Here is a 22,486-nt window from a genome sequence, read left to right on the forward strand (position 1 = left end):
GGGCCTCCTCGGATGGTTGCTCGTCAGCGTCCGGCAAGCGAGCCGCCAATGCCGCCGACGCTGAAGAAGCGGTTGAGGCAGGCGAAGATGACGACGGGGGGCAGGAGCATGATCACCGCGCAGGCCATTACCGGTCCCCAATCGGTCTGATTTTGCTGAAAGAAGGTCTGCAGCCCGACGGGCAGGGTGTAGCGGCTGTCGGTGCGCAGGAAGACCAGCGCCACTAGGTAGTCGTTCCAGGCGACGAGGAAGCCGTAGATCGCGGTCGACAGGATGCCGGGCAGCGAGTTGGGCAGGACGATCCGCAGGAACGCGCCGAAGACGCCGCAGCCGTCCATCCAGGCGGCCTCCTCCAGATCGGTCGGGATCGTGTCGAAATAGGCCGCCATCATCCAGCAGGCGACGGACGCGCTGGAGGCGACGTAGATCACCGCGACGCCGCTCAGCGTGTCGACGAGGCCGATCTTCGAGAGCAGGATGAACATCGGAATCACGAAGACGACGATCGGAAAGCTCTGGATGACGAAGATCGCGGTGGAATAGAGCGAGACCACCCGACCGCGCCCGCGCGACAGGACGTAGCCGGCCGGCGCGGCGACGAGAAGCGACAGGGCGGTCGCGATGAGCGACACGCCGAGGCTGTTGCGCAGCCAGAGAAGGATGTCGGTGTTGCGCAGGACGTAGGCGAAGGTGTCGAGCGTCGGACCGGACAGCGCCGAATAAAGGCGCGGCCTGAGGGCGAGACCGAAGATCACGAAGATCGGTCCGAGGAGGACGAGGGTGATCGCGAGGAGGACGAGGGTGCGCAGCCATTCCCGCCGCCGCCGCGAGCGGCGCGCTGCTGGGTTCGCCACGGAAATCGCCAGCGTCATAGGTCCATCTTCCGCACCTGCCGGAACAGAAGCAGCGACAGGCAGACCAGCACCGCCGTCATCGCGAACGAGATCGCGATGCCGTAGCCCGGCAGGAAGTCCTGGAACACCGAACGGTAGGCGAGGACGATCAGCGAGGTGGTGGCGTTCACCGGGCCGCCGCCGGTGAGAAGGTAGATCGTCGCGAAATCGTTGACGGAGAACATCGTCATCAGGATCCAACTGATGAAGGTCGATCGCGCCGTCATCGGCAGAACGATGTGGCGGAGCTGCTGGCGCGGGGTGGCCCCGTCGAGCGTCGCGGCCTCGTAGATGCTCTTGTCGATGCTCTCGAGCGCCGCCGCGCCCATCATCATCATGAACGGGTAGCTGATCCAGATCTTGAACAGACAGACCGTCAGCATGGCGATCGCCGGGTTGGCGAGGAACATTACCGGTCCAAGCCCGAACCCCTCCATGACGGACGGCAGCAGACTGCGGGGCGTCGCGACGAGCCAATTCCAGCTCATCGAGGTCACCACGATCGGCACGATCCACGGCAGCAACAGCAGCACCTTGAACAGGCTGCGGCCGGGGAAACGGGGTTTGAGCAGGACCGCCAGGCCGAAGCCGACGATCCAGCTGCCGAACACGCCGCAGAGCGTGAAGATCAGCGTGAACGTGGCCGCCGACCAGAAGGCCGGGTCGGCAAAGACGTTCAGGTAGTTCCTGAAGCCCACGAAGCGGCCGAGACGCAGGAGACCGCCGCCGTGCATGGACTGCACGAGAGCGAAGACGAGCGGATAGGCATTGATCGCCGCCATCAGGACGATCGAGGGCAACGCGAGGCCGGCCAGCACCGAGCGCTGCCCGGCACGAACGCTCCTGCCGCTGCGTCGACGAAGCGCGAAACGCCCCATGTGCCGCCCATCGCCCGGCAATGTCCCCGCGGCCTCCTCTGTCATCGGCGAGCGCTACTGGACGACCTTGCGAAGGCTGGCTTCCAGCGTTTCTAGCATGTCGCGCGACTTGGTCTTCCCCTGCACCATCTGCTGCACGAAGGCCGCGCTCGCCGCGCCGCCGTCGACGGCGTTCAGCGCCGCGAAGGCGTGCGGCGCCTGCGCGCCGATGGTCTTGCCGATCGGCTGCCACTCGTTCACCGCGACGACGAGGTTCGGGTTGCTCTGAATCACCGGCAGGTCGGCGATGCTCTTCTTTACCGGCAGGTCGAGATTGACACCGCTCGTCCAGAACACCGACATGTTGTCGAGATACCATGCGAGGAAGGCTTCGGACGATTCCTGCGAGGGCGTCGTCGTGAACATCCAGAGCGGGTTGATGTAGGATACGGTGCCGACATCGCCGCGCCGGCTCTTGATCGGATGGGCGACCACGGCGTCGCTGCGTGCGTCCTCCGGCAGGATCTTGTCGAGCCCTGTCTGCGAGAAGCCCATTGCGACGCGGCCCGCCGCCCAGTCGCTCTTCAGGTTGTCCGACGTGTAGCTCGCTGCATAGGGATCGATGATGCCCTTGCGCACCAGCTCGTTGATGAAGTCGAGCGTCTCGATGTTGCGTTCGGTGACGCAGTCGAGCGAGCCGTCCGGCGCGAAGAAGCCGCCACCGTTGTTGATCATCAGGGCGGAAACGGTGTGCTGCGCATCAGTGGTGGCGCTGCCGGCCGACATGCCGAGCCCGACGAGACCGATCTTCTTCAGCGCCTCGCCGGCCTTGACATAGCTGTCCCAGTCGGTCGGCGGTTCGGCACCGGCCTTCTCCAGCAGCGACTTCCGGTACCAGACGACGCGAAGGTCCAGCGACCAAGGAATCGCGGCATAGCCGTCATCGGTCTTCATCGCGTCGAGAAGCCCGGGCAGGAAGTCGTTCTTGCCCTCCTTGTCGAGCCGCGCCACGAGATCGTCCGCCGGGGCGGCGACGCCTTCCTCCAGGAAGTAGAACGGCAGGAAGGCCGCGCCGGAACTTACCGCGGGCGTCGTGCCGGACGCGGCGGCGGAGGTAAAGGTCTGGTACCAGTTCGCCCACGGGATCGACTGGTAGCGCACGCCCAGCGCGTCGCCTTCCGGCTTGTAGGAGCCGGCGAGCTTGCGGGCGGCTTCCGTGTAGTTCGGGCCGGTACCCCACGCCATGTCCCAGAAGGTCAACGGCTCGGCGCCCTGCGCGAAGGCCCTGCCGCCGGCGAGGCTCGCCGCCAAGGCCGCGGCGGAGGTTCCAAGGAACGACCGGCGGTCCATTCCCATGCGTGTCGATATGCGCTTCATCGTCGGCTCCTCCCGCCTCAACGAAACTTTCCACGAATTCGATACGGCACCGGCCTCCCGCCGGGCGCCAGACCTTCTCTCAGCCCGTCCGCTCGAACCGTTCGAGGTAGCGGAACGAGCGGCTGGCGAAGCCGGCCGGATCCTTCGGATTGTCGTGCTCCACCACCATGAGCTTCGCGCCGTCGGCCGCCGCCTTCTCCCATAGCGTCGGCCAATCGAGCGTGCCGGCGCCGACGTCGCACCAGCCGTCCTCGTCCTCGTTCTCGCCGGCGGGCGCTTGGTCCTTCACGTGGGCGGAGGCGAGAGCCGATCGATACTTCGCCAGCCAGGTGGCGGCGTCCTCGCCGCCGCGGGCGATCCAGGCGATGTCCGCCTGCCAGATCAGTGGGCTGCCCTTCGCGCCCTCGAACAAGCAGTCCAACGGGCGCTTGCCGCCTTCGAGGCGAGCGAACTCCCAATGATGGTTGTGGTAGCCGAGAGCGACGCCTCGCGCCTGCAGGGTCTCGGCGATCGCGCCGAGTTCGGCGCCGGCCCGCGTCCAGCCGTCGGCGTCCATGCTCCGCTCGTCAGAGGGAAATGCCGGCATGAAGAGCTGCGTGATCCCGACCTCGCCGGCGGCCGCGGCGACGCGGCCGGCGTCCTGCCGAAGCGCCGCGATACCGACATGCCCGCTCGGCGCGTCGAGGCCGCGCTCCGCCAGCGCCCGCTTCAGCGATCCGGCGTCGTCGAGATGGCTGCCGATCGTCTCCACCGAGCGGAAGCCCGCGGCGGCGGCCGCGTCGAGTTGGCGCTCCAACCCGCCCAGAGAGCGAAGCGAATAGAGCTGGATCGACAAGGTCGGCGCCGTCATCGCATTCCCTCCCGCGACCGGACGCGAGCCCTTCCGGTCCGTCTCCACTGATCGACGCTTGCGCAATCGATTGCATGGAAGGCTAGCAGCGCAATCGATTGCACGCAATCCCGCGCCGCCGTATGCCTGGCTCGAGAAGCTTGCCAGCCGATGCGAGATGCCGGGACGGGACCCCTCACGAATACCGAATGCGAAAGCGCCGACGATGGCTGACATCGCGCGGCTCGCCGGCGTTTCCACGTCGACGGTCAGCCGAGCGCTGGCCGGCGCTCCGCGCATTCCCGAGGAAACCCGGCAGCGCATCGCGCGCGCGGCCCAGGACGCCGGCTACGCGCCGAACCGGCACGCCCGCTCGCTGCGCCTGAAGCGCAGCCGCGTGATGCTGGTGCTGATCCCCGATCTCGCCAATCCGAACTTCCCGGATCTTCTGATGCACATCGACCGAGCCGCCTACGACTGCGGCTACGACATCATGATCGCGCATACCGGCGTCGACCTGCACCGTTCGGACCGCTACGTCGACGAGCTGCTGGCGGGCGGCATCGACGGCGTCCTGCTGACGGCCGACCATTGTCCCCCCAAGCTCGCCGAGCGGATCGCCTCCGGAGTCCATCTGCCGATCGTGCGCACCCTCAGCCCGACGCCGCCCGGCACCGGCATCGCCGGCGTCGAGATCGACGAGCGGCGGGCCGCCTACGATCTGGTGGCGCATCTCGCGGGCGTCGGCTGTCGGCGGATCGTCCATGCCGGCGGGCCGCCGGCCGAGCCGGTCGCCATCGCGCGGCGGAAAGGGTGGGAGGCGGCACTGGCGGATCGCGGCCTGTGCGCCGACGGCCTCTACGTGCAGAGCGGGTTCCGCATGGAGGACGGCGCAGCGGCCGCGCACCATGTCCTTGCGATGAACCTGCGGCCCGACGGGGTGTTCTGCACCAACGACGAGTCGGCCTACGGGCTCGTAACGACCCTGAAGGCGAGCGGCCTGCGCGTGCCGGAAGACATCGCGGTCGCCGGCTTCGACGATCTCGGCTTCTCCGCCGTCTTCGATCCGCCGTTGACGACTGTGCGGCTGCCGAGGCGCGAGATGGCCGTCGCCGCCGTCGCCCGTCTGAAACGCCTCATCGAAGGCGACGGCGAGGCGTCCATCAAGATCCTGCCGCACGAACTCGTCCTGCGGCGAAGCTCGCAGTGCACGTAGAGCGAAAATTGTCCAATGGCGGCACATCTAGACTAAACCTTGTCGTTGAAGGCCGTCGAAACGAAAGGCAAGATCGAAGCAATAGCACTTCCTGAGACTAACCGCTTAGAAGCGCTCACCGCTTTGCGCTCTACATCGCCATGTTCCGTCTAACCTTCTCGTCACGTGGTAGTGGGCTGGGATGAAGCGTATGAGACGATGATGCGGGTTGTGGTCCAGACCGCGACACCGTGGTCAGCGGCGGCGCGCCGGCTAAGTGCCTCGATGCCGGCTTCGCGAGTGACGAAGCTGAGGTCGTGCTCGCCGCCGTAGCTACCGAGCCAGGTACCGTTGGGCTGGCGGTCGAGCGTCGCGAAGAGCCGCTCGCCGAACCGGCCGTTGCCTTCCCACAATTGCAGGCGGCGGCGCGAACTCTGCTTCCACATGGCGATGGCGGGACGGGTCAAGAGGCGTCCCCCTTAACGAGTTCGGCGGAGGCGTCCGTTGTCGCCATTGTGGTCAGCCAATCGGCGGCGCGGGAGGCTTGCGCGGCGGCGGTGACAAGGGCACGCGGATCGGCGCGCAGGAGCGGCAGCCAACTCGCCATGTAGGCGGCGTGGTTCGGATGCGGCGTTGCGGCGAGCTGGAGGGAGGCAAGGACGAAGGCGCTGCCGAGCTCGGCAATGAGCTCTTCAGCCGCATACGCTCTGGAACCGAAGCGGATCGAGAGGTCGCGGTCGAGGCGGTGGCGAGCGCCGGTCCAGTGGATGAGCTCGTGGGCGAGCGTTGCGGCGTAACCGTCGGCGGCAAGAAAAAGCTGGCGCGGCGGCATGCGGATGAGATCGGCACTGGGGAGGTAGGCGGCGTGGTCGCTGTCGAAGCAGACGGCGGCACCGGTCGCGGCGACGAAGGAGTCGAAGCGCGGGGTGGGATCGAGCTCGGCCGGCGGCGGTGCGGGATCGTTCGGGGTGAAGCCGTCGACCTGGGCGATGTTGAAAACGGTCGAGGCGCGGGCGACGAAGCGGGCGGTGTCATTGGTCTTGTCGGCGTCGGCAGCGGCGGAGGCGTCCTGCCCTCTTCCCGGCTGGTTGCCGGCGCTGCTGCCAGGAGTGATGGCGTCGGAACTGGGGTTGCGGTCGCGGTAGAAAATGACAGACGTGCCCTTCTCGCCGCGACGAACCTGGGCGCCAAGGGCGGCCCACTGCCGGTAGGTGGCCCAGCGGTCGTCGGCGTAGGCGGATCGCCGCGCGCCGCACCAGAGCGACAGGATGTTGATGCCGCGGTAAGGCTGACGGGTCAGGGCGTTGGTCGGCAGGCCGGCGCCGCCAGGGCGGTGCCAGGGGCAGACGAAGGTAGCGGGGTCGGCGGTTTCGAGTTGTTGGAGGATGGTGGCGGTGACGGCGGAGTAGACGCTGCAGGTCATGGCGGTGCGGGTTCCCTTCGGCCGGCCGGAGCTTGGCGGTCGTAGGTCTCGCTTCCGCGGAGGGAGGGAGAAGTTGTGGTGTTGGTGGTGGAATGAGTGGTGTCCGGTCTCCGAATCTGGGGTGCCGCTGTTGGTGAGAGAGGGGGAAGCAAAGCAGTGCGGAACACGGCGGTCAGGCCGTCAAAGAGTACGGCGGCGGGAGCGGCGGCAGGGAGCACGGGGACGGCAGCGGGGTTAGGGAGAGCGCGGGCGGTCTCAGGCGGAGCCCAGCTTTCGGGCCATCTCCCCCTCTCTTCTATACAGCGTCGAAACCAGCGCCGAACCAGCTGCATGAGCCGCAGATGGGGGAGCGTTTTCAGCTGCGGCATGCAGGCTATGTCGCGACGTAGCACGCTGGCGCAGTCTGCCGATGCCAGTTCTGATCTTGAGAGGAAGCCGCCCGGCAGCTTTCAGTCGATTGGCCGGGAAAGCTGCCTTTCCGGTTTCGACCCCTTGAAGACATTCAACGCTATTCCCGAGCTTCCATAAAGCAGACATAGCAGGCGACCACTCAACGTTCGGACGACTGCCATCCACCCCGCCTCATAGGCTCGCATCGGCACGTATGCTCGGGGCCATTCCCAGTCGCCGGCAGACCAACAAAAGAAGCCCGACAACCCGCTGAGACCCTTCTTCGTTTGCCGACATTGCGCATAAGCTCGGCAGCGAGGCAGGATGAGATCGACATCGGTGGCAGCGGCAACCTTAACCGAAACGGTGCGGTACGCTATATCTCTGCTTGCCGGCGCCTGCATGTCTGCCAGCGCAGCGCTGGCCGAGGATACCGGTTCGGGACCGGACCCGCTGCGTTTCGGTTCCGGCGATCGGTACGTGATGTTCGCGCCCTTCGTTCAGTTCGAGATCGGGCACGCGGACGCCGATCCGGACGACTTTCTGGACGGCATCGACGACACCCGCGTCCAGTACCGCCGGGCGCGGCTCTACACCGACTTCAAGTTCGACCGGTTCGGTGGCGAGTTCACCTTCGACCTCGCGACCGATCCGGACCCGACCGTCGTCTACGGCTACCTCAACTACGCGGTGACGGACGAGCTGACGCTGCAGGTCGGGCAGCAGAAGGCGCTGTTCTCGCTGCAGGACCTCACCAGCGCCCGCCCCGCCCTCTTCAACGAAGACAGCCAGAGTTCTGCGCTGCAGCCGGGCGGCTATCTCGGCGTCGCCACGGTCGGCGCGACAGCCCTCTACGGCGCGCGGAACTGGAGCGTCAGCGCCGGCGTCTTCGGCACCGACGTCAACGTCGAGCCGTTTGGCCAAGGCACGAGCGTCATGGGACGGGCGACCTATGGGCCGGTTCTCACCGACGACGCGGCGGTGCATCTCGGCCTCAGCCTCGTCGGCACCTTCGATCCGGAACCGGCGCTGTCGTTCGCGGGAGATCCGGGCCTCGACCTGTTCAGCGACGTGTCGACGATCTCCACCGGCGACTTCACCGCCGTCGAGTCCTACGAGGCGGCGAACCTCGAACTCGCGGCGAGCGTCGGCCGCTTCACGCTGGAAAGCGAGTACACGCTCGCGACGCTCGACGATCGCGAGAAAGGCAGTCCGTTCCTGCACGGCGCCTATGTCGGGCTGCTCGCCTTCCTGACCGACGACCACCGCACCTACGACGGCTCCACCGGCACGTTCGATAAGGTCGAGCCAAAGGCGCCGGCCGGGCCGGACGGCTTCGGCGCGTTGGAGGTCGGCGGCCGGCTCGACTACCTCGACCTCAGCGATGCGGGACCCGACGCGGGCACCGAGATCGCCGGCACCGGCATCCTCAACTGGTACCTGACCGAAAAGCTGCGCGTATCACTGAGCCACACCTACACGGCGGTAATGGATGGACCGGACGACGGCGCCGACTTCAACGCCTCGCTGCTGCGCTTCTGGTTTACCTACTGAGATTACGGCCCCGCGGCCGTCGACTTGCCTCGCCGCTTCGCGCCTCAGGCGGGCTCCATCACGGCGATCCATCGATGGCGAAAATCGCCGGCCGCGCCGACTGCCTCCTCTTCCGCCAGCGCTAGGCAGCAGCCATGGAGAGGCGACCGCGAGCAAGCGGGATGACCAAGCAGACGCCCAGAGATCCTGTAGGCAGCCGAGCAGCGTCGCGGCGACGGTCGCAACGCCGACGCTCGAATTGGGAACAGACGGCTTGCCTACTTAGCGGTGGTAAGCTTCCCTCGATCCACAAGTCGACGGCTCGTTTGCGAGTACTGCTGATGCAGATGAAATCAGTCAGACCGCCTCGGTTACGATCGAGGGCAGCGTAGGTGAGCAGGGACGTCCTCGACCGCCTGTTGATCACGCTGGCGGTGCGGCTGCACATTTCCTCGGTGTGCCGCATCCAGCGCGGTTGGCGCTTGGCGTTCGGTCCGTTCGAGGCGATCACGGTCCACTACGTGCTGAACGGCAGCGGCGGCGTCCGGATCGACGGTGGCGCCTGGGTGCCGTTCTATGCGGGCAGCGTCATCATCGTTCCGGCCCGACGGCCGCACGCGATCGGCGAGCCAAACACGCCAGTCGGCGAGGTTCGTGGCGAAGAGCGTTGCGCCGTCCAGCACGAAGGCTTGGTGACGTTCACCGGCGGGGACGGCAGCAGCGACACGCTGCTCGTCTGCGGCATGATCCCGGCGACCTACGACGGTGCGCTCGGCCTGCTCGCCGCCCTGCAGGGTCCGCTGATCGAGAACCTTCCCGCCGACCGCAGTTTTGATAACGCCTTTGCCTTGATGCGCGCCGAGATCGAACGGCCCACGGTCGGCACGCAGGCTCTGACTGAAGCTCTGATGAAACAGTGCCTCGTGCTTCTGTTGCGTCGTCACTTGATGTCAGACGACACCTCGCCCGTCACCGCTTCCTTGCGCGATCCGCGGCTGACGCGGGCGGTCCTCGCGGTCGTCGAGCGACCAGCGAACCCGCACACGGTCGAGAGCCTGGCACGGGTCGCCGGCATGAGCCGGGCAGCGTTCGCCGAACGCTTCTCGCAGACGTTCCGGCAGACGCCGATCGACTTTGTGGGCAAGGTGCGGCTCCGGCTCGCCGCGCAACTGCTGACGACCACCGATCTGCCGGTCGGCATCATCGCGACGAGCATCGGCTATGCCAGCCGCAGCTATTTCTCGCGCGCCTTTCGGGCCGCGTACGGGCTCGAACCCAAACGCTACCGCGAAGTCGGCGGGCAGGAGGAGCGCGAGCCCGAGAGCGTTCGGGACACGCTCCTGCCGGAAACGCTCTCGTCCTGACGGACACAAGGTCTTGTCCGGCAGCTTGCGCCCTATCGTCCACAAAGCGTGCCCCATCGTCCAACTTCGGCAAGCGAAGCAAAGAGGGCTCGTTTTCCCATAGCCGGCAACCGGTTGCTCTCCGGAACTTGCCTTGATCAAGTGCCGTTCTGTCAGCTGAGTTCAGCCACCGCACAGGTGGCATTGACCCGATCGTCCGAGCGCGACGCGCCGGTGCGATGTCCCGGGTCGGGACTGCGGATGAGGATACCCGATGCCGATCGCCCAGCCCATCCGCTTCCAGCCGGGTATCGAAACGCCGACGCCGGACGAGGCCGAGACCATCGACGGCATCATCGAGGCGATGACGCATCAGGCCGAGAAGGTGGCGGAACGCGAACGGCACGCGGTGCGCGCCTCGCATGCCAAGAGCTCGGCTCTCGCCGTCGGCACGCTGACGATCCATCCCGACCTGCCGCCGGAGCTGGCGCAAGGGCTGTTCGCCGCCTCCGGCAGTTTCGACGTCGCCATCCGCTTCGCGCAAGGGCCCGGCGAAACGCTGGCCGACCGGGTCGGCACGCATCGCGGCATGGCGATCAAGGTGTTCGGCGTCGAGGGCGAGAAACTCGGCAGCCATCGCGACACGACGCAGGATTTCGTGCTCGCCAGCGGCCCGACCTTTCCGTCCGGCACGGCAGAGGGCTTCCTGAAGGACGAGAAGCAACTGGAAGCCGGAACTTCGATGCCGGAAGGCGTCAAGAGCTTCGTCTCGTCGGCGGCACGCAATTTGAACCGGGTCCTCCACGCCGTCGGCACCGAAAGCCCCAAGGCCGACTTCTTCGGCCATCCGTTCGTCCATCCGCTGTCCGAGCCCTACTACAGCCAAGCGCCGATCCGCTTCGGCGACTACGTGGCGAAGGTCGCGGCCTTCCCCGCTTCGGCCGAGCAGGACGCGCTCGAGAACCAGACGATCGACGTTGACAGCGATCCGGACGCGTTCCGGCACGCCACGGAAGCGTTCATCCGGTCCGAGGAAACGGTGTTCGAGCTGCGCGTCCAGCTGTGGACGGACGCCGAGGCCCAGCCGATCGAGGACGCCTCGGTCGAGTGGAAGGAGAGCGACAGCCCGTTCCGGACGGTGGCGACGATCCACATCCCGGCGCAGGAGGCCGGCAGCTCGGAGCGGCGGCGCTACTTCGACGAGGCGATGTCGTTCCGCCCGGCCCACACGCTCGCGGCGCACCAGCCGCTCGGCTCGGTGATGCGCGCCCGGCTGCGCGTCTACGAGGCGCTGGCCGCGTTCCGGCAGAACGCCAACGGCGTGCAGCCGCAGGAGCCGCAAACCGTCACGCAGATTCCCGCCTGATGCAATCGCCGAACGCGCAAACCATCGGGCAAATCAGCAGCAACAAGCGGAATGACACCATGCCGATCGCTCAGCCTGTCCGTTTCAGCCCCGACGTCGAGACGGTTTCGCCCGACGAAGGCGAGACCATCCAGAACCTGAACCAGACCTTCGACACGATCCTGGAGACGACGGCCAAGGACTACGGCCATGCCGTACGGTCGGTCCATGCCAAGGCGCACGGCATCTTGGAAGGCACGCTGGAAATCGCGGCAGACCTCTCGCCGGAACTGGCGCAGGGGATGTTCGCCCGGCCGGGACGACACAAGGTCTACATGCGCCTGTCGACGAACGCCGGCGACATCCTGCCGGACGCCATCTCGCTGCCCCGCGGCTTGGCGCTGAAGGTGCTGGACGTCGAAGGTGAACGGCTGCCGGGCGCGGAAGGGACGACCCAGGACTTCGTCCTGGTCAACGGTCCGGTGTTCCAGACGAAGACCGCCAAGCAGTTCCTCGGCAACCTGAAGATGCTGGCCGGCACGACCGACAAGCTGGAGGGCACGAAGAAGGCGATGTCGAGCGTCCTGCGCGGCGTCAGCACGGCGCTCTCGGCGGTCGGCGTCGAGAGCCCGAAGCTGCAATCGCTCGGCGGCGCGCCGAACGCCGACCCGCTCGGTGAAACCTACTACAGCGTCACGCCGTTCCGCTACGGCGACTTCATCGCGAAGTTCTCGATCGTCCCGGTGTCGCCCGACCTCACGGCACTGACCGGCGCGGAGATCGACGCCTCCGACCGTCCGGACGCGATCCGCGAGACGCTGCAGGCCGAGATGCAGAATGCGACCGGCGTCTGGGAACTGCGCGTCCAGCTCTGCCGCGATCTCGAGAAGCAGCCGGTCGAAGATCCGACGGTCGAGTGGAACGAGGACGAGGCGCCGTTCGAGCGGGTGGCGACGATCACGGTCGCGCCGCAGGACAGTTGGGAGACGGCGAGAGTCCAGGCGGTCAACGAGGCGATGCGCTTCGGCGTCTGGACCGGGCTCGCGGCCCATCAACCGCTCGGCAACATCAACCGGGCGCGCAACGAGCCGTACCAGCACTCGGCCGAGTTTCGGCAGCGCTTCAACCGTTGCCCGATCCACGAGCCGTCCGTGCGTTCCGCCGTTTGATCGAGGCGGGCAACAGTATCCGCCAACCGAGGATGGCAACGCATCAGCCATGGCGAACGACGCCGACACGCAACTCGTGCTAGCCTACTTCCCGGCCTTCCGCGAACGGGACGCTGCTTGGTAGGAGCAGCACATCGCCTTCGATTTCGTCAGGCACGATCCGGGCCTCGACTTCGAGGCGCGCGGCCCGCAGGCGTCGCCAAGCTCGCCGAGGTCCTGCACGGCGCGTTCGCCATCGCCTCGCGCACGTGCCGCGTCAGTTCAGCACTCGGGCGCGCTGCCGTGACCTTGGCGTCATCAAAGTGCAGGTTCAGGACGACGGGGTCGGTACAACTGGCATGCGGCGTCAGGCGGCGGCGGCATCCTGCTCAAGGGGCAGTTCGCGCAGAATGGCGTGGATCCTTTGCCCTCGCGCCAAGCGGTGGCGAAGTCGCTCTTGAAACCCCGACCGCAGCGATGCGCTCAGCTTTTTTCTCCGATCGTCCGACGAAGTCCGTCGCCCAGTTGGTGAGGGAGCGACGGGTATGGGCGTCTGAGCGAGAAGCGACACATTGCCGTGGCAGTCGTTCATGACGTCGCCGCACCATTTGTTAGGTTGCGTCGGAGCTGGTTATCTTATCCGTGCGGCTTGAACACGACCTTGGTGCAGTTGTCCTTCTTGTCGCGGAACGTCTCGTAGAGCGCGGGGCCGTCCTCGAGGTTGCTGGAGCGGTGGCTAATGATGAAGGACGGATCAATCTCGCCATTCTCGATCCGCTCCAGGAGCGGCTTCAGGTAGCGCTGCATGTGCGTCTGGCCGGTCTTGAGCGTCAGCCCCTTGTTCATCAGGCCGCCGAGGTCGACCGGACCGGCCGGTCCCGCGAAGACGCCGGGCATCGAGACGTTGCCGCCGGGCCGGCAAGCAAGAATTGCCTGGTTCAACGCGAAGGGCCGTCCCATGCTCGTGGTCGACGACATCACGGCCGACGAGACCTTCTGCATCAGGGTCTCCGCTCCGTGCGCTTCCATGCCGACCGCCTCGATCACCGAGTCCGGACCCTGTCCGCCGGTCATCTCCATTAGCGCCTCTTGGATATCGACCGCGCCGTAGTCGATCGTCTCGGCGCCGGCCTCGCGGGCGAGCGCCAAGCGCTCAGGTACGGTGTCGATCGCGATGACCCGCTTGGCGCCGAGCAGGAAGCAGCACTTGACGGCAAGCACGCCGACTGGGCCGCAGCCCCAGACCGCCACCGTGTCCTCCGGACCAATGTCGCAGTGCTCGGCCGCCTGGTAGGCGGTCGGGAAGATGTCGGACAGGAACAGCACCTTCTCGTCGTCGAGCCCGTCCGGCACCTTGATCGGTCCAACGTCGGCATAGGGAACGCGCAGATATTCGGCCTGTCCTCCTGAGAAGCCGCCAGTGATGTGCGAGAAGCCGAAGAGGCCGGCGAGCGGATAGCCGAAAGTCTCGGCCTGCATCTTGCCGTTTGGGTTGGTTCGCTCGCAGCAGCTCCAGTTACCCCACCTGCACTGCCGGCACTCGCCGCAGCAGATGGTGAAGGGCACGACGATCCGGTCGCCAACCTTCAGCTTCGACGCCGCGCCCGAGCCGACCTCAACGACCTCGCCCATGGTCTCATGGCCTAGGATGTCGCCGCTTTCCATCGTCGGCATAAAGCCGCCCATCAGGTGCAGATCCGAGCCGCAGATCGCGCAGGCCGTTACCTTGATGACGACGTCGCGGTCGTGCTCGATCTTCGGGTCGGGAACCGTCTCGCAGCGGATGTCGCCCTCGCCGTGCCAGGTTAACGCCTTCATCAGTGAACCCTTTACGGCCGTTCAGTTGCAAGCACCGAACTAGCGGCTCTCAGGTCGCGGGCGACCACGCAGTTGTTTGGTTGGCTGCGGACGTCACAAACGCAGGTTCCGACTCATTCAAGCCTTTGCGCGGAATTGACAACGTTCCCCAAAGCAGACGAACGGAATCGAGTATTTGGGAGACGTCAGCGGGCATGCCGGCACTCGTCCGGTGACTGGTTCGGTTCGCGCGGACCATTACCGAGGGAGCGCCACCACCTAAGAAGCTGAGCCGGGTCCGGTTCGACAGACACGGCGAGCCCGCCCGTACTTTCGATCCAGCCTTCGCGGAGCCCGACTGGAACAGCGACCGCGACCGGCACGACGTCGTCGAAGGCTGCGGCGAGCAACCCGATCAACCCATGGCCCTCCATCTCGGCCCGCCCGAAGCGATTGAGGACAGCAAGATCGGGCTTGCGTGGGAGTGCCGCCGCCAGCCGCTCCCCGGACCCATGAGCCGCGTCGACGCGCGTCCGTCGAAGTGATCGTCCTGGTTCTCCACGCTTCCCCACTCCGCCTCCGGCGCGAGGATGAACTCGACGGAACGGTTCTTCGTGCGAGCCCCGTCGACGCGCCACTGGAGGATGCCGAGCACGTCCCACCCCTCCGCCAGGAGCAGGCGCATGAACTCGGCGAGCACAGCATCCGGGTCGTCGCCGGTGCCGTAGATCATGCCGGCGACGTCGTTGTCGGAGTAGAGACGAGGCAGGTTCGGCATGGCGGCATCCTGTCCGATCCAAAACCAAATACTGCTGCTGTCGAAGATGCCTACCGATGATCGGCGAAGCCATAACGGCGCAGCACGTCCTGGCCGAGGGCCGACAGCAGCCATTTCGACAGCCGCTCCGCGCCGTGCCCGGCCGTCCGTCCGAGGCACAGGTCGTAGCTCGCCGCGACATCCAGACGCTTCGGGATAACCACGACCGCGAGGCCGGGTCGAGCTTCGACGAGCCTGCCGTTGGTGCGGTAGCTGACGAACACGTCCGCCTCGCCGCCATCGATCGCCCAGGCGGCGGCTGGAACATCGGAGGGGATCGGCAGCGAGTCCCGGCCGCCCACCAGCGCCCTCGCCTTTGCGGCGAGCACGGCACCGGCGCCGGGACGCTCCCTCTCGACGTTCCGGAAGAACTCGAGCGCGTAGTCGCCGGACGGATCGGCGCCGGGCGTCGACGTCCCGATGCGGATGTCCGGCCGAAGCATGACCTCGATCATGGTCTCTGCCGTCATTCCGAGCCCGGCGCGAGCGATTAGGCACAAGCTGTTCGCGGTGAACGGGATCGCCGGGCCGGACAGGCCGAGGCGGTGGAGGCGTTCGGGATGCGCCATGTTGGCCGACGCGAACAGGTCGAACGCCTCGCCGGACTCGATCCGCTCGCGCAGGAGCCCGGCCGGGCCGAAGGCGGCGTCGATCCTGATACCCGTCCCGGCCTCGAACGCCGCGACGATGTCGGTGAACGGCTGGCGCAGGCTCCCCGCGGCAAGGACCTTGATGGTCGGCGCGGGTCTTTCGGAGATTGTCATCGTCCCGTTGGTTTCTCTGCGTGGCGTCCCAACCCGCGGCCTCCGAACACCGGGACGGCCGAAGTCGACAGGGTTCCGTCGACCTCGAACGGCACGAGCCGCACCGGCAGGCCGTAGAGGGCCTCGAGGTTGCGCTCGGTCACGACGCCGTCGACGGCACCGAAGATTGGGGACTCCTCCTCCATCATCAGGAGCGCCTTGGACGCCGCCGTGATCGCGTGGTTCGGCTGGTGGGTGGTGAAGACGAGCGTCCGCCCTTGCGCCGCGAGCCGGCCGATGAGGTCCAGGACGCGGCCCTGATTCTGCAGGTCGAGTGCCGAGGCGGGCTCGTCGAGAAGGAGGATCGAGGCTTCCGACGCGAGCGCCCGCGCGATCAGGACGAGTTGGCGCTCGCCGCCGGACAACCTGTCGAAGGAACGCGCGGCGAGGTCGACCATGCCGACGGCATGGAGCGCGTCGAGGGCGATCGCCTCGTCCTTCGCGGTCGGCATCCGCAGCGTCGCCACGTGCCGGGCGCGGCCCATGAGGACGATGTCGAGCGCCGAGTAGGGAAAGGCGCCCGCGAAGTCCTGCGGCACGAAGCCGACCGGGCCGGCGGCCTCGACTGTTCCCTCGCTTGCCCGCAGAAGGCCCGCCATGACGCGAAGCAGCGTGGATTTACCACGTCCGTTGGGGCCGAGGACGGCGATGACGTCGCCGTTGCCGACGACGAGATCGAGCTTCCGGAACTGCCAGGCTCGGCCATCGTAGGAGTGGCCCGCGCCGCCGAGCGACAGGCTTGGTTCACCCATCCCGGCCGCCCGCCATCTGGCTCCGGCGCAGAAGGACCGCGAAGACCGGCGTGCCGATCAGGGCCGTCAGGATGCCGAGCGGGATCTCGGTGCCCGTGAGCGTCCGTGCCGCGTCGTCGACGACGAGAAGAAAGGTCGCGCCGACGAGAAGCGAGGCCGGCAGCATGCGGCGATGGCCGGGCCCGACAATCATGCGGGCGATATGGGGCACGACGAGGCCGACCCAGCCGACGATGCCGCTGACGGCGACTTGCGCCGACACGATCAGGGCGACCAGCGCGAGCACGAGCCAGCGCAGCCGCGCGACGTTGAGGCCGAGCGCGAGCGCGCTCTCGTCGCCGAGCGACAGAATGTCGATCCGCCAGCGCAGCGCCAGCAGCAGCGTGCCGCCGGCGAGCACGGGCCCTGCGACCAGCAGGGCCTTCTCCATGTTCGCCGTGGCGAAGCTGCCGAGCAGCCAGAACACCATTGTCGGCAGTTTGTCCTCGGTGTCGGCGAGGAACTGGACGAGGCTGACCAGCGCGCCGAAGAAACCGCTGACGACGACGCCGGCCAGTACCAGCGCGAGGATGTTGCGGCGGGCGACGAAGCTGTTCAGCGCGTAGACGAGGACGAGCGCGAGGAGGCCGAAGGCGAAGGCGCCAGCGAGAAGGCCGCCGTGCGACAGGCCGAGAAGGATCGCGAGCACGCCGCCGAACGCCGCCCCGGACGAGACGCCGACGATCTGCGGCCCGACCAGCTGGTTGCGGAACACGCCCTGAAGCGCCGCACCGGCGAGGGCGAGCCCCGAGCCGGCGAGGAGCGCGGTCAGAACGCGCGGCAGACGGACGTTGAAGATGACGCTGCGCTCGACCGCCGTCACCGCCGGCTCGGCGGCGAGAACCGGATCGAGGAGGATCCGGACGACACGCAGAACCGGGATGTCGATGCGGCCGAGGCCGAGCGAGAGGAGCGCGACGGCGAGGAGGACGCCGCCGAGAAGCGGCAGCGTCAGGCTTGAGGATACGCGGTACCGTCCGGCCGCGGTCGCGACGCGATCGGTGGTCACGGCTGCGGCGGGACGTAGGGCGTCCCGTAGAACTCGCGGTAGTAGCCGTCGGCTTCCTTCTGCATGTCGACGTCGGCGAAGCGGTCGGGATAGAGCGTCTTCGCCATCCAGAGTTCCCCGAGCGCCAGCGCCTCCGGCATCGGGTAGCCCCAGGCCTTGGCGTATTCCGGCATCAGCTCGATGCGCCCACGCTTCACAGCGTCGATCGTTGCCCAGGCCGGGTCCGCCTTGATCTCGCCGACGACGGCCGGATAGCGCTCCTGCACGAAGATCACCGCCGGGTTCCAGCCGATCACATCCTCCATCGACACCTGCTTGAAGCCGGGTATCGCGTCGGCGACGTTGCGCGCCCCGGCGCGCCGCATCATCAGCCCGGTGTACTTGCCGTGGCCATAGGTCGAGAGGTCCGGGTTCGCCATGTAGACCGGTACGCGGTCCTCGTCCTTGAGACCGGCCAACCGGTCGGACACGAGTTTGCGGTTCGCGGTCGCCTTGGCGATCAGCGCCTCGCCGGCGGGCTTGCGGTTCAGAACGTCGGCGATCAGCCGAATGCCATCGGTGAAGCCCGCGTCGTAGGCGGCGGGTTCGTCGGCAACGGAGGGGTTCAGTTTCCCCGCCTCGCTAGGCGGGACCTTCAGGAGCGAGATCGCGACGACGGGCACACCTACGCCCTCGATCCGGGCGATCATCTCGGGTGGTGCGTAGTTGGTGACGAAGACGACGTCCGGCTCGAGCTTCAGGAGTTCTTCGACGTTCACCTTCGTCAGGCCGCCTGGCATCGGCAGACTTGCCAGCTTCGGTGCGAGGCGGACGTAATTGCCCCCGAGCTGCTTCTTCCACTCGTCGAGAATGCCGACGACCTCGTCCATGGCGCCGAGCTGCACGGCGATGTTCAGCGTCTGGTGCTGGAGGATCACCGCGTGGTGGATGGTGTCGGGCACGTGCACCTCGCGGCCGAGTTGGTCGGTGACGGCACGCTCGGCGAAGGCCGGACCGCCCGTCGCGAGAAGACCGGCGATCAGCATCGCCGGAAGGAGGCGGACTTTCGGAAAAGCGGACATGGCGGGGATCCCGTCGCTGGCGGATGCATCGTCGTAGCGATATGTTCCATCGGATACAACGCGCGGGGGACCGCGATCCGGACGCGACGCCTCGGCAGCCAGCCGGAAAGTTGGACAGGGAGCGAAGGCCATGGACAACGCGCTGCGGTTCTTCATCGACGGATCGTGGGTCGAGCCGGTCCGGCGGCAAGCGACGCTCCCCGTCATCGATCCATCGACGGAGGAACCCTACGCGGAGATCGCCCTCGGCTCCGCAGCGGACGTCGACCGCGCGGTGGAAGCGGCAAGGCGAGCCTTCGAGAGCTATTCGCAGACGAGCCGCGAGGAACGGCTCGCGATCCTCCGGCGGCTCCTCGCCGTCTACGACCGGCGCGCGAAGGAGATGGGCGAGACGATCTCGCGGGAGATGGGCGCGCCGCTGCCCTTCGCCGTTTCGAATCAAGCCGGCAGCGGCCGGGCGCACCTCGCCCGGATGATCGAGACGCTGGAGACGTTCCGTTTCGAGGAACTCAGGGGCACGACGATGATCGCGAAGGAGCCGGTCGGCGTCGTCGCGATGATCACGCCGTGGAACTGGCCGATGAACCAGATCATGTGCAAGGTCGCGCCGGCGCTCGCCGCCGGCTGCACGATGGTTCTGAAGCCGTCCGAGATCGCCCCGATGAGCGGTCTCCTGTTCGCCGAGATGGTCGAGGCGGCCGAGGTGCCGCGCGGCGTCTTCAACCTTGTCAGCGGCGACGGAGCGACAGTCGGCGAGGCGTTGTCCCGGCACCCGCAAGTCGACATGGTGTCCTTCACCGGCTCGACCCGCGCCGGCGTGGCTGTTGCCAAGGCCGCGGCGGACACGATCAAGCGCGTCCATCAGGAACTCGGCGGCAAGTCCGCCAACATCGTCCTCGCCGACGCCGACTTCGAGAAGGCGGTGGCGAACGGCGTCGCCAAATGCTTCGGCAACAGCGGCAAGAGCTGCAACGCCCCGACGCGCATGTTCGTCCCCGTCGAGCGCCACGACGAGGCTGCCGACATTGCAGCCCGCGCTGCGGCGAGCTTCCGCACCGGGCCGGCGACGGCCGAGGGCGTCAAGCTCGGACCGGTCGTCAGCGAGGTGCAGTACGACAAGATCCAGGACCTTATCGACAGCGGCATCCGCGAGGGCGCGCGGCTCGTCGCCGGCGGGCTTGGGCGGCCGGACGGGCTCAACCGCGGCTACTTCGTTAAGCCGACCGTGTTTGCCGACGTCACACCGGACATGCGCATTTCGCGCGAAGAGATCTTCGGGCCCGTCCTGTCGATCCTGACCTATCGCGACGAGGAAGAGGCGGTACGGCTCGCGAACGACACACCCTACGGCCTGGCCTCCTACATCCAGACCGGCGACCTCGCGCACGGTCGGCGGCTGGCCGCCCGGATGCGCTCGGGCAACGTCTACATCAACGACCCGGCCTGGGACACGGGCGCGCCGTTCGGCGGCTACAAGCAGTCCGGCAACGGCCGGGAATACGCCGAGTTCGGCTTGAACGAGTTCCTCGAGATCAAGGGAATCGTCGGCTACGAGGCGGCGTGAGGGAGCGATGCCGATGCTCGCCCGCACCCTCCTCGCCTTCCTGCTCCTCGCCGCGGCGCCCGCGACGGCGCAGGATGCGGCAACCGCGACCGTCACGCTTGCGGGAACCGCGATCGAGCCCGCGACCCTGACGCGCGCGAGCCTCGCCGGACTGCCGCGGACTGAGCTCGACGTCTCCTTCCACACCTCGAAGGGCGAGGAGCGCGGCCGCTACGGCGGCGTTCTCCTTTGGACGCTGCTGGAGCGCGCCGGCATCGGGCGGAGCACCGGGCATCACGACGAACTTCGCCGCAGCATCCTCGTCACTGGTCGCGACGGCTACGCGATCCTGTTCTCTGCGGGCGAAATCGCGCCCGAGTTTGGGGCGAAACCGATCATTCTGGCGACGGATAAAGACGGTGCCCCGCTGTCCGCTCGCGACGGGCTCCGGGTGATCGTTCCCGGCGACAAGCGCGGCGCGCGCAGCGTCCGCGACGTCGCCATGATCGAGGTCCGCTGAGACCGGATGCCCGGCTGGTTCGGATGGCAGTTTAGAACTAGAAGCGTTATATCCTTTGAAATATCGCGTTGACGCGTTCGCGCTGCAAGCGCAGTGTCCGCGACCTAGAAGGGGTTCGTCCGGCGGGGATCGGTCGAAAGCTAGGCGTCGGCGGTCGATCGGCGCTCCCTTCGCCTGACCCTCCGCGGCGCTTGGGGGAGCACCGCGGCGGACGGCCACGGGTTTTCAGCGTCTTCGCATCCAGTCCATCGAACCGGGAGGAACGGTCCATGTACCAGCAAGCCATCGATCAGGTCTCGAAGAAGGTCCTGATCCGCGAGCGCTACGACAACTTCATCGGCGGCAAATGGGTCGCGCCGACGGACGGTCGCTACTTCGACAATCCGAGCCCGGTGACGGGCAAGACGCTCTGCCATGTCGCACGCTCTGGTGCCGCCGACATCGAACTCGCGCTCGACGCTGCCCACAAGGCGAAGGAGAAGTGGGGCAAGACCGCGCCGGCCGAGCGCTCGAAGCTGCTGCTACGCATCGCCGACCGAATGGAGGAGAACCTCGACCTTCTCGCCATGGTCGAGACGCTCGACAACGGCAAGCCGATCCGCGAGACGACGCATGCCGACATGCCGCTCGGCGTCGACCACTTCCGCTACTTCGCCGGGGCCCTGCGCGCTCAGGAAGGCGCGATCTCCGAGATCGACGAGGACACGGTTGCCTACCACTTCCACGAGCCGCTCGGCGTCGTCGGGCAGATCATCCCGTGGAACTTCCCGCTGCTGATGGCGATCTGGAAGCTCGCGCCCGCGCTCGCGGCCGGCAACTGCGTCGTCCTCAAGCCCGCCGAGCAGACGCCGCTGTCCATCATGGTGTTCGCCGAGCTCGTCGCCGACATCCTGCCGGAGGGCGTCCTCAACGTCGTGAACGGCTTCGGGCTCGAGGCGGGCAAGCCGCTCGCGCAGTCCAAGCGCATCGCCAAGATCGCCTTCACCGGCGAAACGACGACGGGCCGCTTGATCATGCAGTACGCCTCCGAGAACCTCATTCCGGTGACGCTGGAGCTCGGCGGCAAGTCGCCGAACATCTTCTTCAAGGACGTCATGGACGAGGACGACGACTTCCTCGACAAGGCGATGGAAGGCTTCGCGATGTTCGCCCTCAACCAGGGCGAGGTCTGCACCTGCCCGTCGCGCGCCCTCGTCCACGAGTCGATCTACGACCGCTTCATGGAGAAGGCCGTCGCCCGGGTGAAGGCGATCAAGCAGGGCCACCCGCTCGACCCGACGACGATGCTCGGCGCGCAGGCCTCCACCGAGCAGATGGAAAAGATCCTGTCCTACCTCGACATCGGCCGCCAGGAAGGCGCCGAGGTGCTGACCGGCGGCAAGCGCGCGACGCTCGAAGGCGAACTCGCCGACGGCTACTACGTCGAGCCGACGATCTTCGCCGGCCACAACAAGATGCGCGTCTTCCAGGAGGAGATTTTCGGCCCCGTCGTGTCGGTGACGAAGTTCAAGGATGACGCCGACGCGCTCAGCATCGCCAACGACACGCTCTACGGCCTCGGCGCCGGCGTTTGGACGCGGAACGGCACGCGCGCCTACCGCTTCGGCCGCGAGATCCAGGCGGGCCGCGTCTGGACGAACTGCTACCACGCCTATCCGGCGCACGCGGCGTTCGGCGGCTACAAGCAGTCGGGCATCGGGCGCGAAACCCATAAGATGATGCTCGACCACTACCAGCAGACCAAGAACATGCTGGTCAGCTACTCTCCGAAGGCGCTGGGCTTCTTCTGAACGCCGACACTACTATGCGCGG

21 protein-coding genes are annotated in these 22,486 nt (G+C 67.1%); 8 read left to right on the forward strand and 13 right to left on the reverse strand.

Going from position 1 to position 22,486, the window contains the following annotated elements; translation table 11 throughout:
* Window positions 1-23 precede the first annotated feature (23 nt).
* From F6X38_RS17880 to F6X38_RS17895, 4 genes are all read right to left on the reverse strand, one after another.
* Complete coding sequence (locus tag F6X38_RS17880; RefSeq protein WP_150972043.1) at window positions 24-872, reverse strand: carbohydrate ABC transporter permease; 849 nt, start codon at window positions 870-872, stop codon at window positions 24-26.
* Window positions 869-1,816, reverse strand: a complete 948-nt coding sequence (locus F6X38_RS17885) for a carbohydrate ABC transporter permease (RefSeq protein WP_150972045.1) — start codon at window positions 1,814-1,816, stop codon at window positions 869-871. The genes F6X38_RS17880 and F6X38_RS17885 overlap by 4 nt, the downstream gene beginning before the upstream one ends.
* Before the next feature lie 9 nt (window positions 1,817-1,825).
* Entirely contained in the window at window positions 1,826-3,127 is a 1,302-nt protein-coding gene (locus F6X38_RS17890) for an ABC transporter substrate-binding protein (protein WP_150972047.1), read from the reverse strand.
* Between the two features lie 79 nt (window positions 3,128-3,206).
* Window positions 3,207-3,977 carry a sugar phosphate isomerase/epimerase family protein gene (locus F6X38_RS17895; protein ID WP_150972049.1) on the reverse strand — a complete coding sequence of 257 codons (771 nt, stop codon included), beginning with the start codon at window positions 3,975-3,977 and terminating at the stop codon, window positions 3,207-3,209.
* A 205-nt stretch (window positions 3,978-4,182) separates the two neighbouring features.
* Here F6X38_RS17895 and F6X38_RS17900 point away from each other — a divergent pair, with 205 nt between their 5' ends.
* Entirely contained in the window at window positions 4,183-5,172 is a 990-nt protein-coding gene (locus F6X38_RS17900; RefSeq protein ID WP_161992815.1) for a LacI family DNA-binding transcriptional regulator, read from the forward strand.
* Between the two features lie 161 nt (window positions 5,173-5,333).
* On the opposite strand, the gene F6X38_RS17905 is transcribed toward F6X38_RS17900, so the two are convergent.
* Together F6X38_RS17905 and F6X38_RS17910 are read right to left on the reverse strand one after the other, a co-directional pair.
* Window positions 5,334-5,618, reverse strand: a complete 285-nt coding sequence (locus tag F6X38_RS17905) for a hypothetical protein (RefSeq protein ID WP_150972052.1) — start codon at window positions 5,616-5,618, stop codon at window positions 5,334-5,336.
* The gene (locus F6X38_RS17910) at window positions 5,615-6,574 is read right to left on the reverse strand and encodes an ArdC family protein (RefSeq protein WP_150972054.1); all 960 of its coding nucleotides are present in this window, start codon (window positions 6,572-6,574) and stop codon (window positions 5,615-5,617) included. Before F6X38_RS17910 ends, F6X38_RS17905 begins: the two co-directional genes overlap by 4 nt.
* A gap of 792 nt (window positions 6,575-7,366) precedes the next feature.
* Here F6X38_RS17910 and F6X38_RS17915 point away from each other — a divergent pair.
* The 4 genes from F6X38_RS17915 to F6X38_RS17930 all read left to right on the forward strand — a co-directional run bounded on the left by F6X38_RS17915 (window position 7,367) and on the right by F6X38_RS17930 (window position 12,354).
* On the forward strand, window positions 7,367-8,518 hold the full coding sequence (locus F6X38_RS17915; protein WP_161992816.1) for an OprO/OprP family phosphate-selective porin: 1,152 nt from the start codon (window positions 7,367-7,369) through the stop codon (window positions 8,516-8,518).
* A gap of 371 nt (window positions 8,519-8,889) precedes the next feature.
* The gene (locus F6X38_RS17920; protein ID WP_150972058.1) at window positions 8,890-9,861 is read left to right on the forward strand and encodes an AraC family transcriptional regulator; all 972 of its coding nucleotides are present in this window, start codon (window positions 8,890-8,892) and stop codon (window positions 9,859-9,861) included.
* 253 nt (window positions 9,862-10,114) lie between these two features.
* A complete protein-coding gene (locus F6X38_RS17925) occupies window positions 10,115-11,206 on the forward strand; it encodes a catalase family protein (RefSeq protein ID WP_150972060.1) in 1,092 nt (363 codons plus the stop codon).
* 59 nt (window positions 11,207-11,265) lie between these two features.
* A complete protein-coding gene (locus tag F6X38_RS17930) occupies window positions 11,266-12,354 on the forward strand; it encodes a catalase family protein (RefSeq protein WP_150972062.1) in 1,089 nt (362 codons plus the stop codon).
* A 615-nt stretch (window positions 12,355-12,969) separates the two neighbouring features.
* Here the strand turns inward: F6X38_RS17930 and F6X38_RS17935 are convergent.
* The 7 genes from F6X38_RS17935 to F6X38_RS17960 form a co-directional block, all read right to left on the reverse strand.
* On the reverse strand, window positions 12,970-14,151 hold the full coding sequence (locus F6X38_RS17935; protein WP_150972064.1) for a zinc-dependent alcohol dehydrogenase: 1,182 nt from the start codon (window positions 14,149-14,151) through the stop codon (window positions 12,970-12,972).
* A gap of 185 nt (window positions 14,152-14,336) precedes the next feature.
* Window positions 14,337-14,627: a DUF2478 domain-containing protein gene (locus F6X38_RS24320; RefSeq protein WP_425482884.1), complete on the reverse strand. Its 291-nt coding sequence runs from the start codon at window positions 14,625-14,627 to the stop codon at window positions 14,337-14,339.
* On the reverse strand, window positions 14,546-14,908 hold the full coding sequence (locus F6X38_RS23995) for a hypothetical protein (protein WP_246191418.1): 363 nt from the start codon (window positions 14,906-14,908) through the stop codon (window positions 14,546-14,548). Before F6X38_RS23995 ends, F6X38_RS24320 begins: the two co-directional genes overlap by 82 nt.
* A gap of 50 nt (window positions 14,909-14,958) precedes the next feature.
* Complete coding sequence (gene modA, locus F6X38_RS17945; RefSeq protein ID WP_150972067.1) at window positions 14,959-15,711, reverse strand: molybdate ABC transporter substrate-binding protein; 753 nt, start codon at window positions 15,709-15,711, stop codon at window positions 14,959-14,961.
* The gene (locus F6X38_RS17950; RefSeq protein WP_150972069.1) at window positions 15,708-16,502 is read right to left on the reverse strand and encodes an ABC transporter ATP-binding protein; all 795 of its coding nucleotides are present in this window, start codon (window positions 16,500-16,502) and stop codon (window positions 15,708-15,710) included. The genes modA and F6X38_RS17950 overlap by 4 nt, the downstream gene beginning before the upstream one ends.
* Window positions 16,495-17,496, reverse strand: coding sequence for a FecCD family ABC transporter permease (locus F6X38_RS17955; protein ID WP_150972164.1), 1,002 nt, complete (start codon window positions 17,494-17,496; stop codon window positions 16,495-16,497). Before F6X38_RS17955 ends, F6X38_RS17950 begins: the two co-directional genes overlap by 8 nt.
* A 50-nt stretch (window positions 17,497-17,546) precedes the next feature.
* Window positions 17,547-18,611 (reverse strand): ABC transporter substrate-binding protein, encoded by a 1,065-nt coding sequence (locus F6X38_RS17960; protein ID WP_150972071.1) that lies wholly within the window; start codon window positions 18,609-18,611, stop codon window positions 17,547-17,549.
* Window positions 18,612-18,741: 130 nt separating this feature from the next.
* Here F6X38_RS17960 and F6X38_RS17965 point away from each other — a divergent pair, with 130 nt between their 5' ends.
* From F6X38_RS17965 to adh, 3 genes are all read left to right on the forward strand, one after another.
* Window positions 18,742-20,175: an aldehyde dehydrogenase family protein gene (locus F6X38_RS17965; protein WP_150972072.1), complete on the forward strand. Its 1,434-nt coding sequence runs from the start codon at window positions 18,742-18,744 to the stop codon at window positions 20,173-20,175.
* A 13-nt stretch (window positions 20,176-20,188) separates the two neighbouring features.
* Window positions 20,189-20,674 carry a molybdopterin-dependent oxidoreductase gene (locus F6X38_RS17970; protein ID WP_161992818.1) on the forward strand — a complete coding sequence of 162 codons (486 nt, stop codon included), beginning with the start codon at window positions 20,189-20,191 and terminating at the stop codon, window positions 20,672-20,674.
* A 269-nt stretch (window positions 20,675-20,943) separates the two neighbouring features.
* Entirely contained in the window at window positions 20,944-22,464 is a 1,521-nt protein-coding gene (gene adh, locus F6X38_RS17975) for an aldehyde dehydrogenase (RefSeq protein ID WP_150972076.1), read from the forward strand.
* The last annotated feature ends 22 nt before the right edge of the window (window positions 22,465-22,486 follow it).

Origin of the sequence: Plantimonas leprariae (assembly GCF_008802405.1) — a bacterium.
GTDB lineage: Bacteria > Pseudomonadota > Alphaproteobacteria > Rhizobiales > Rhizobiaceae > Plantimonas > Plantimonas leprariae.

What these genes read in the sequence shown, in the direction of transcription:
- F6X38_RS17880 (WP_150972043.1), bottom strand. Translation starts at nt 872, where the DNA reads ATGACGCTGGCGATTTCCGTGGCGAACCCAGCAGCGCGCCGCTCGCGG.
- F6X38_RS17885 (WP_150972045.1), bottom strand. Translation starts at nt 1,816, where the DNA reads ATGACAGAGGAGGCCGCGGGGACATTGCCGGGCGATGGGCGGCACATG.
- F6X38_RS17890 (WP_150972047.1), bottom strand. Translation starts at nt 3,127, where the DNA reads ATGAAGCGCATATCGACACGCATGGGAATGGACCGCCGGTCGTTCCTT.
- F6X38_RS17895 (WP_150972049.1), bottom strand. Translation starts at nt 3,977, where the DNA reads ATGACGGCGCCGACCTTGTCGATCCAGCTCTATTCGCTTCGCTCTCTG.
- F6X38_RS17900 (WP_161992815.1), top strand. Translation starts at nt 4,183, where the DNA reads ATGGCTGACATCGCGCGGCTCGCCGGCGTTTCCACGTCGACGGTCAGC.
- F6X38_RS17910 (WP_150972054.1), bottom strand. Translation starts at nt 6,574, where the DNA reads ATGACCTGCAGCGTCTACTCCGCCGTCACCGCCACCATCCTCCAACAA.
- F6X38_RS17915 (WP_161992816.1), top strand. Translation starts at nt 7,367, where the DNA reads ATGTCTGCCAGCGCAGCGCTGGCCGAGGATACCGGTTCGGGACCGGAC.
- F6X38_RS17925 (WP_150972060.1), top strand. Translation starts at nt 10,115, where the DNA reads ATGCCGATCGCCCAGCCCATCCGCTTCCAGCCGGGTATCGAAACGCCG.
- F6X38_RS17930 (WP_150972062.1), top strand. Translation starts at nt 11,266, where the DNA reads ATGCCGATCGCTCAGCCTGTCCGTTTCAGCCCCGACGTCGAGACGGTT.
- F6X38_RS17935 (WP_150972064.1), bottom strand. Translation starts at nt 14,151, where the DNA reads ATGAAGGCGTTAACCTGGCACGGCGAGGGCGACATCCGCTGCGAGACG.
- F6X38_RS23995 (WP_246191418.1), bottom strand. Translation starts at nt 14,908, where the DNA reads ATGCCGAACCTGCCTCGTCTCTACTCCGACAACGACGTCGCCGGCATG.
- modA (WP_150972067.1), bottom strand. Translation starts at nt 15,711, where the DNA reads ATGACAATCTCCGAAAGACCCGCGCCGACCATCAAGGTCCTTGCCGCG.
- F6X38_RS17950 (WP_150972069.1), bottom strand. Translation starts at nt 16,502, where the DNA reads ATGGGTGAACCAAGCCTGTCGCTCGGCGGCGCGGGCCACTCCTACGAT.
- F6X38_RS17960 (WP_150972071.1), bottom strand. Translation starts at nt 18,611, where the DNA reads ATGTCCGCTTTTCCGAAAGTCCGCCTCCTTCCGGCGATGCTGATCGCC.
- F6X38_RS17965 (WP_150972072.1), top strand. Translation starts at nt 18,742, where the DNA reads ATGGACAACGCGCTGCGGTTCTTCATCGACGGATCGTGGGTCGAGCCG.
- F6X38_RS17970 (WP_161992818.1), top strand. Translation starts at nt 20,189, where the DNA reads ATGCTCGCCCGCACCCTCCTCGCCTTCCTGCTCCTCGCCGCGGCGCCC.
- adh (WP_150972076.1), top strand. Translation starts at nt 20,944, where the DNA reads ATGTACCAGCAAGCCATCGATCAGGTCTCGAAGAAGGTCCTGATCCGC.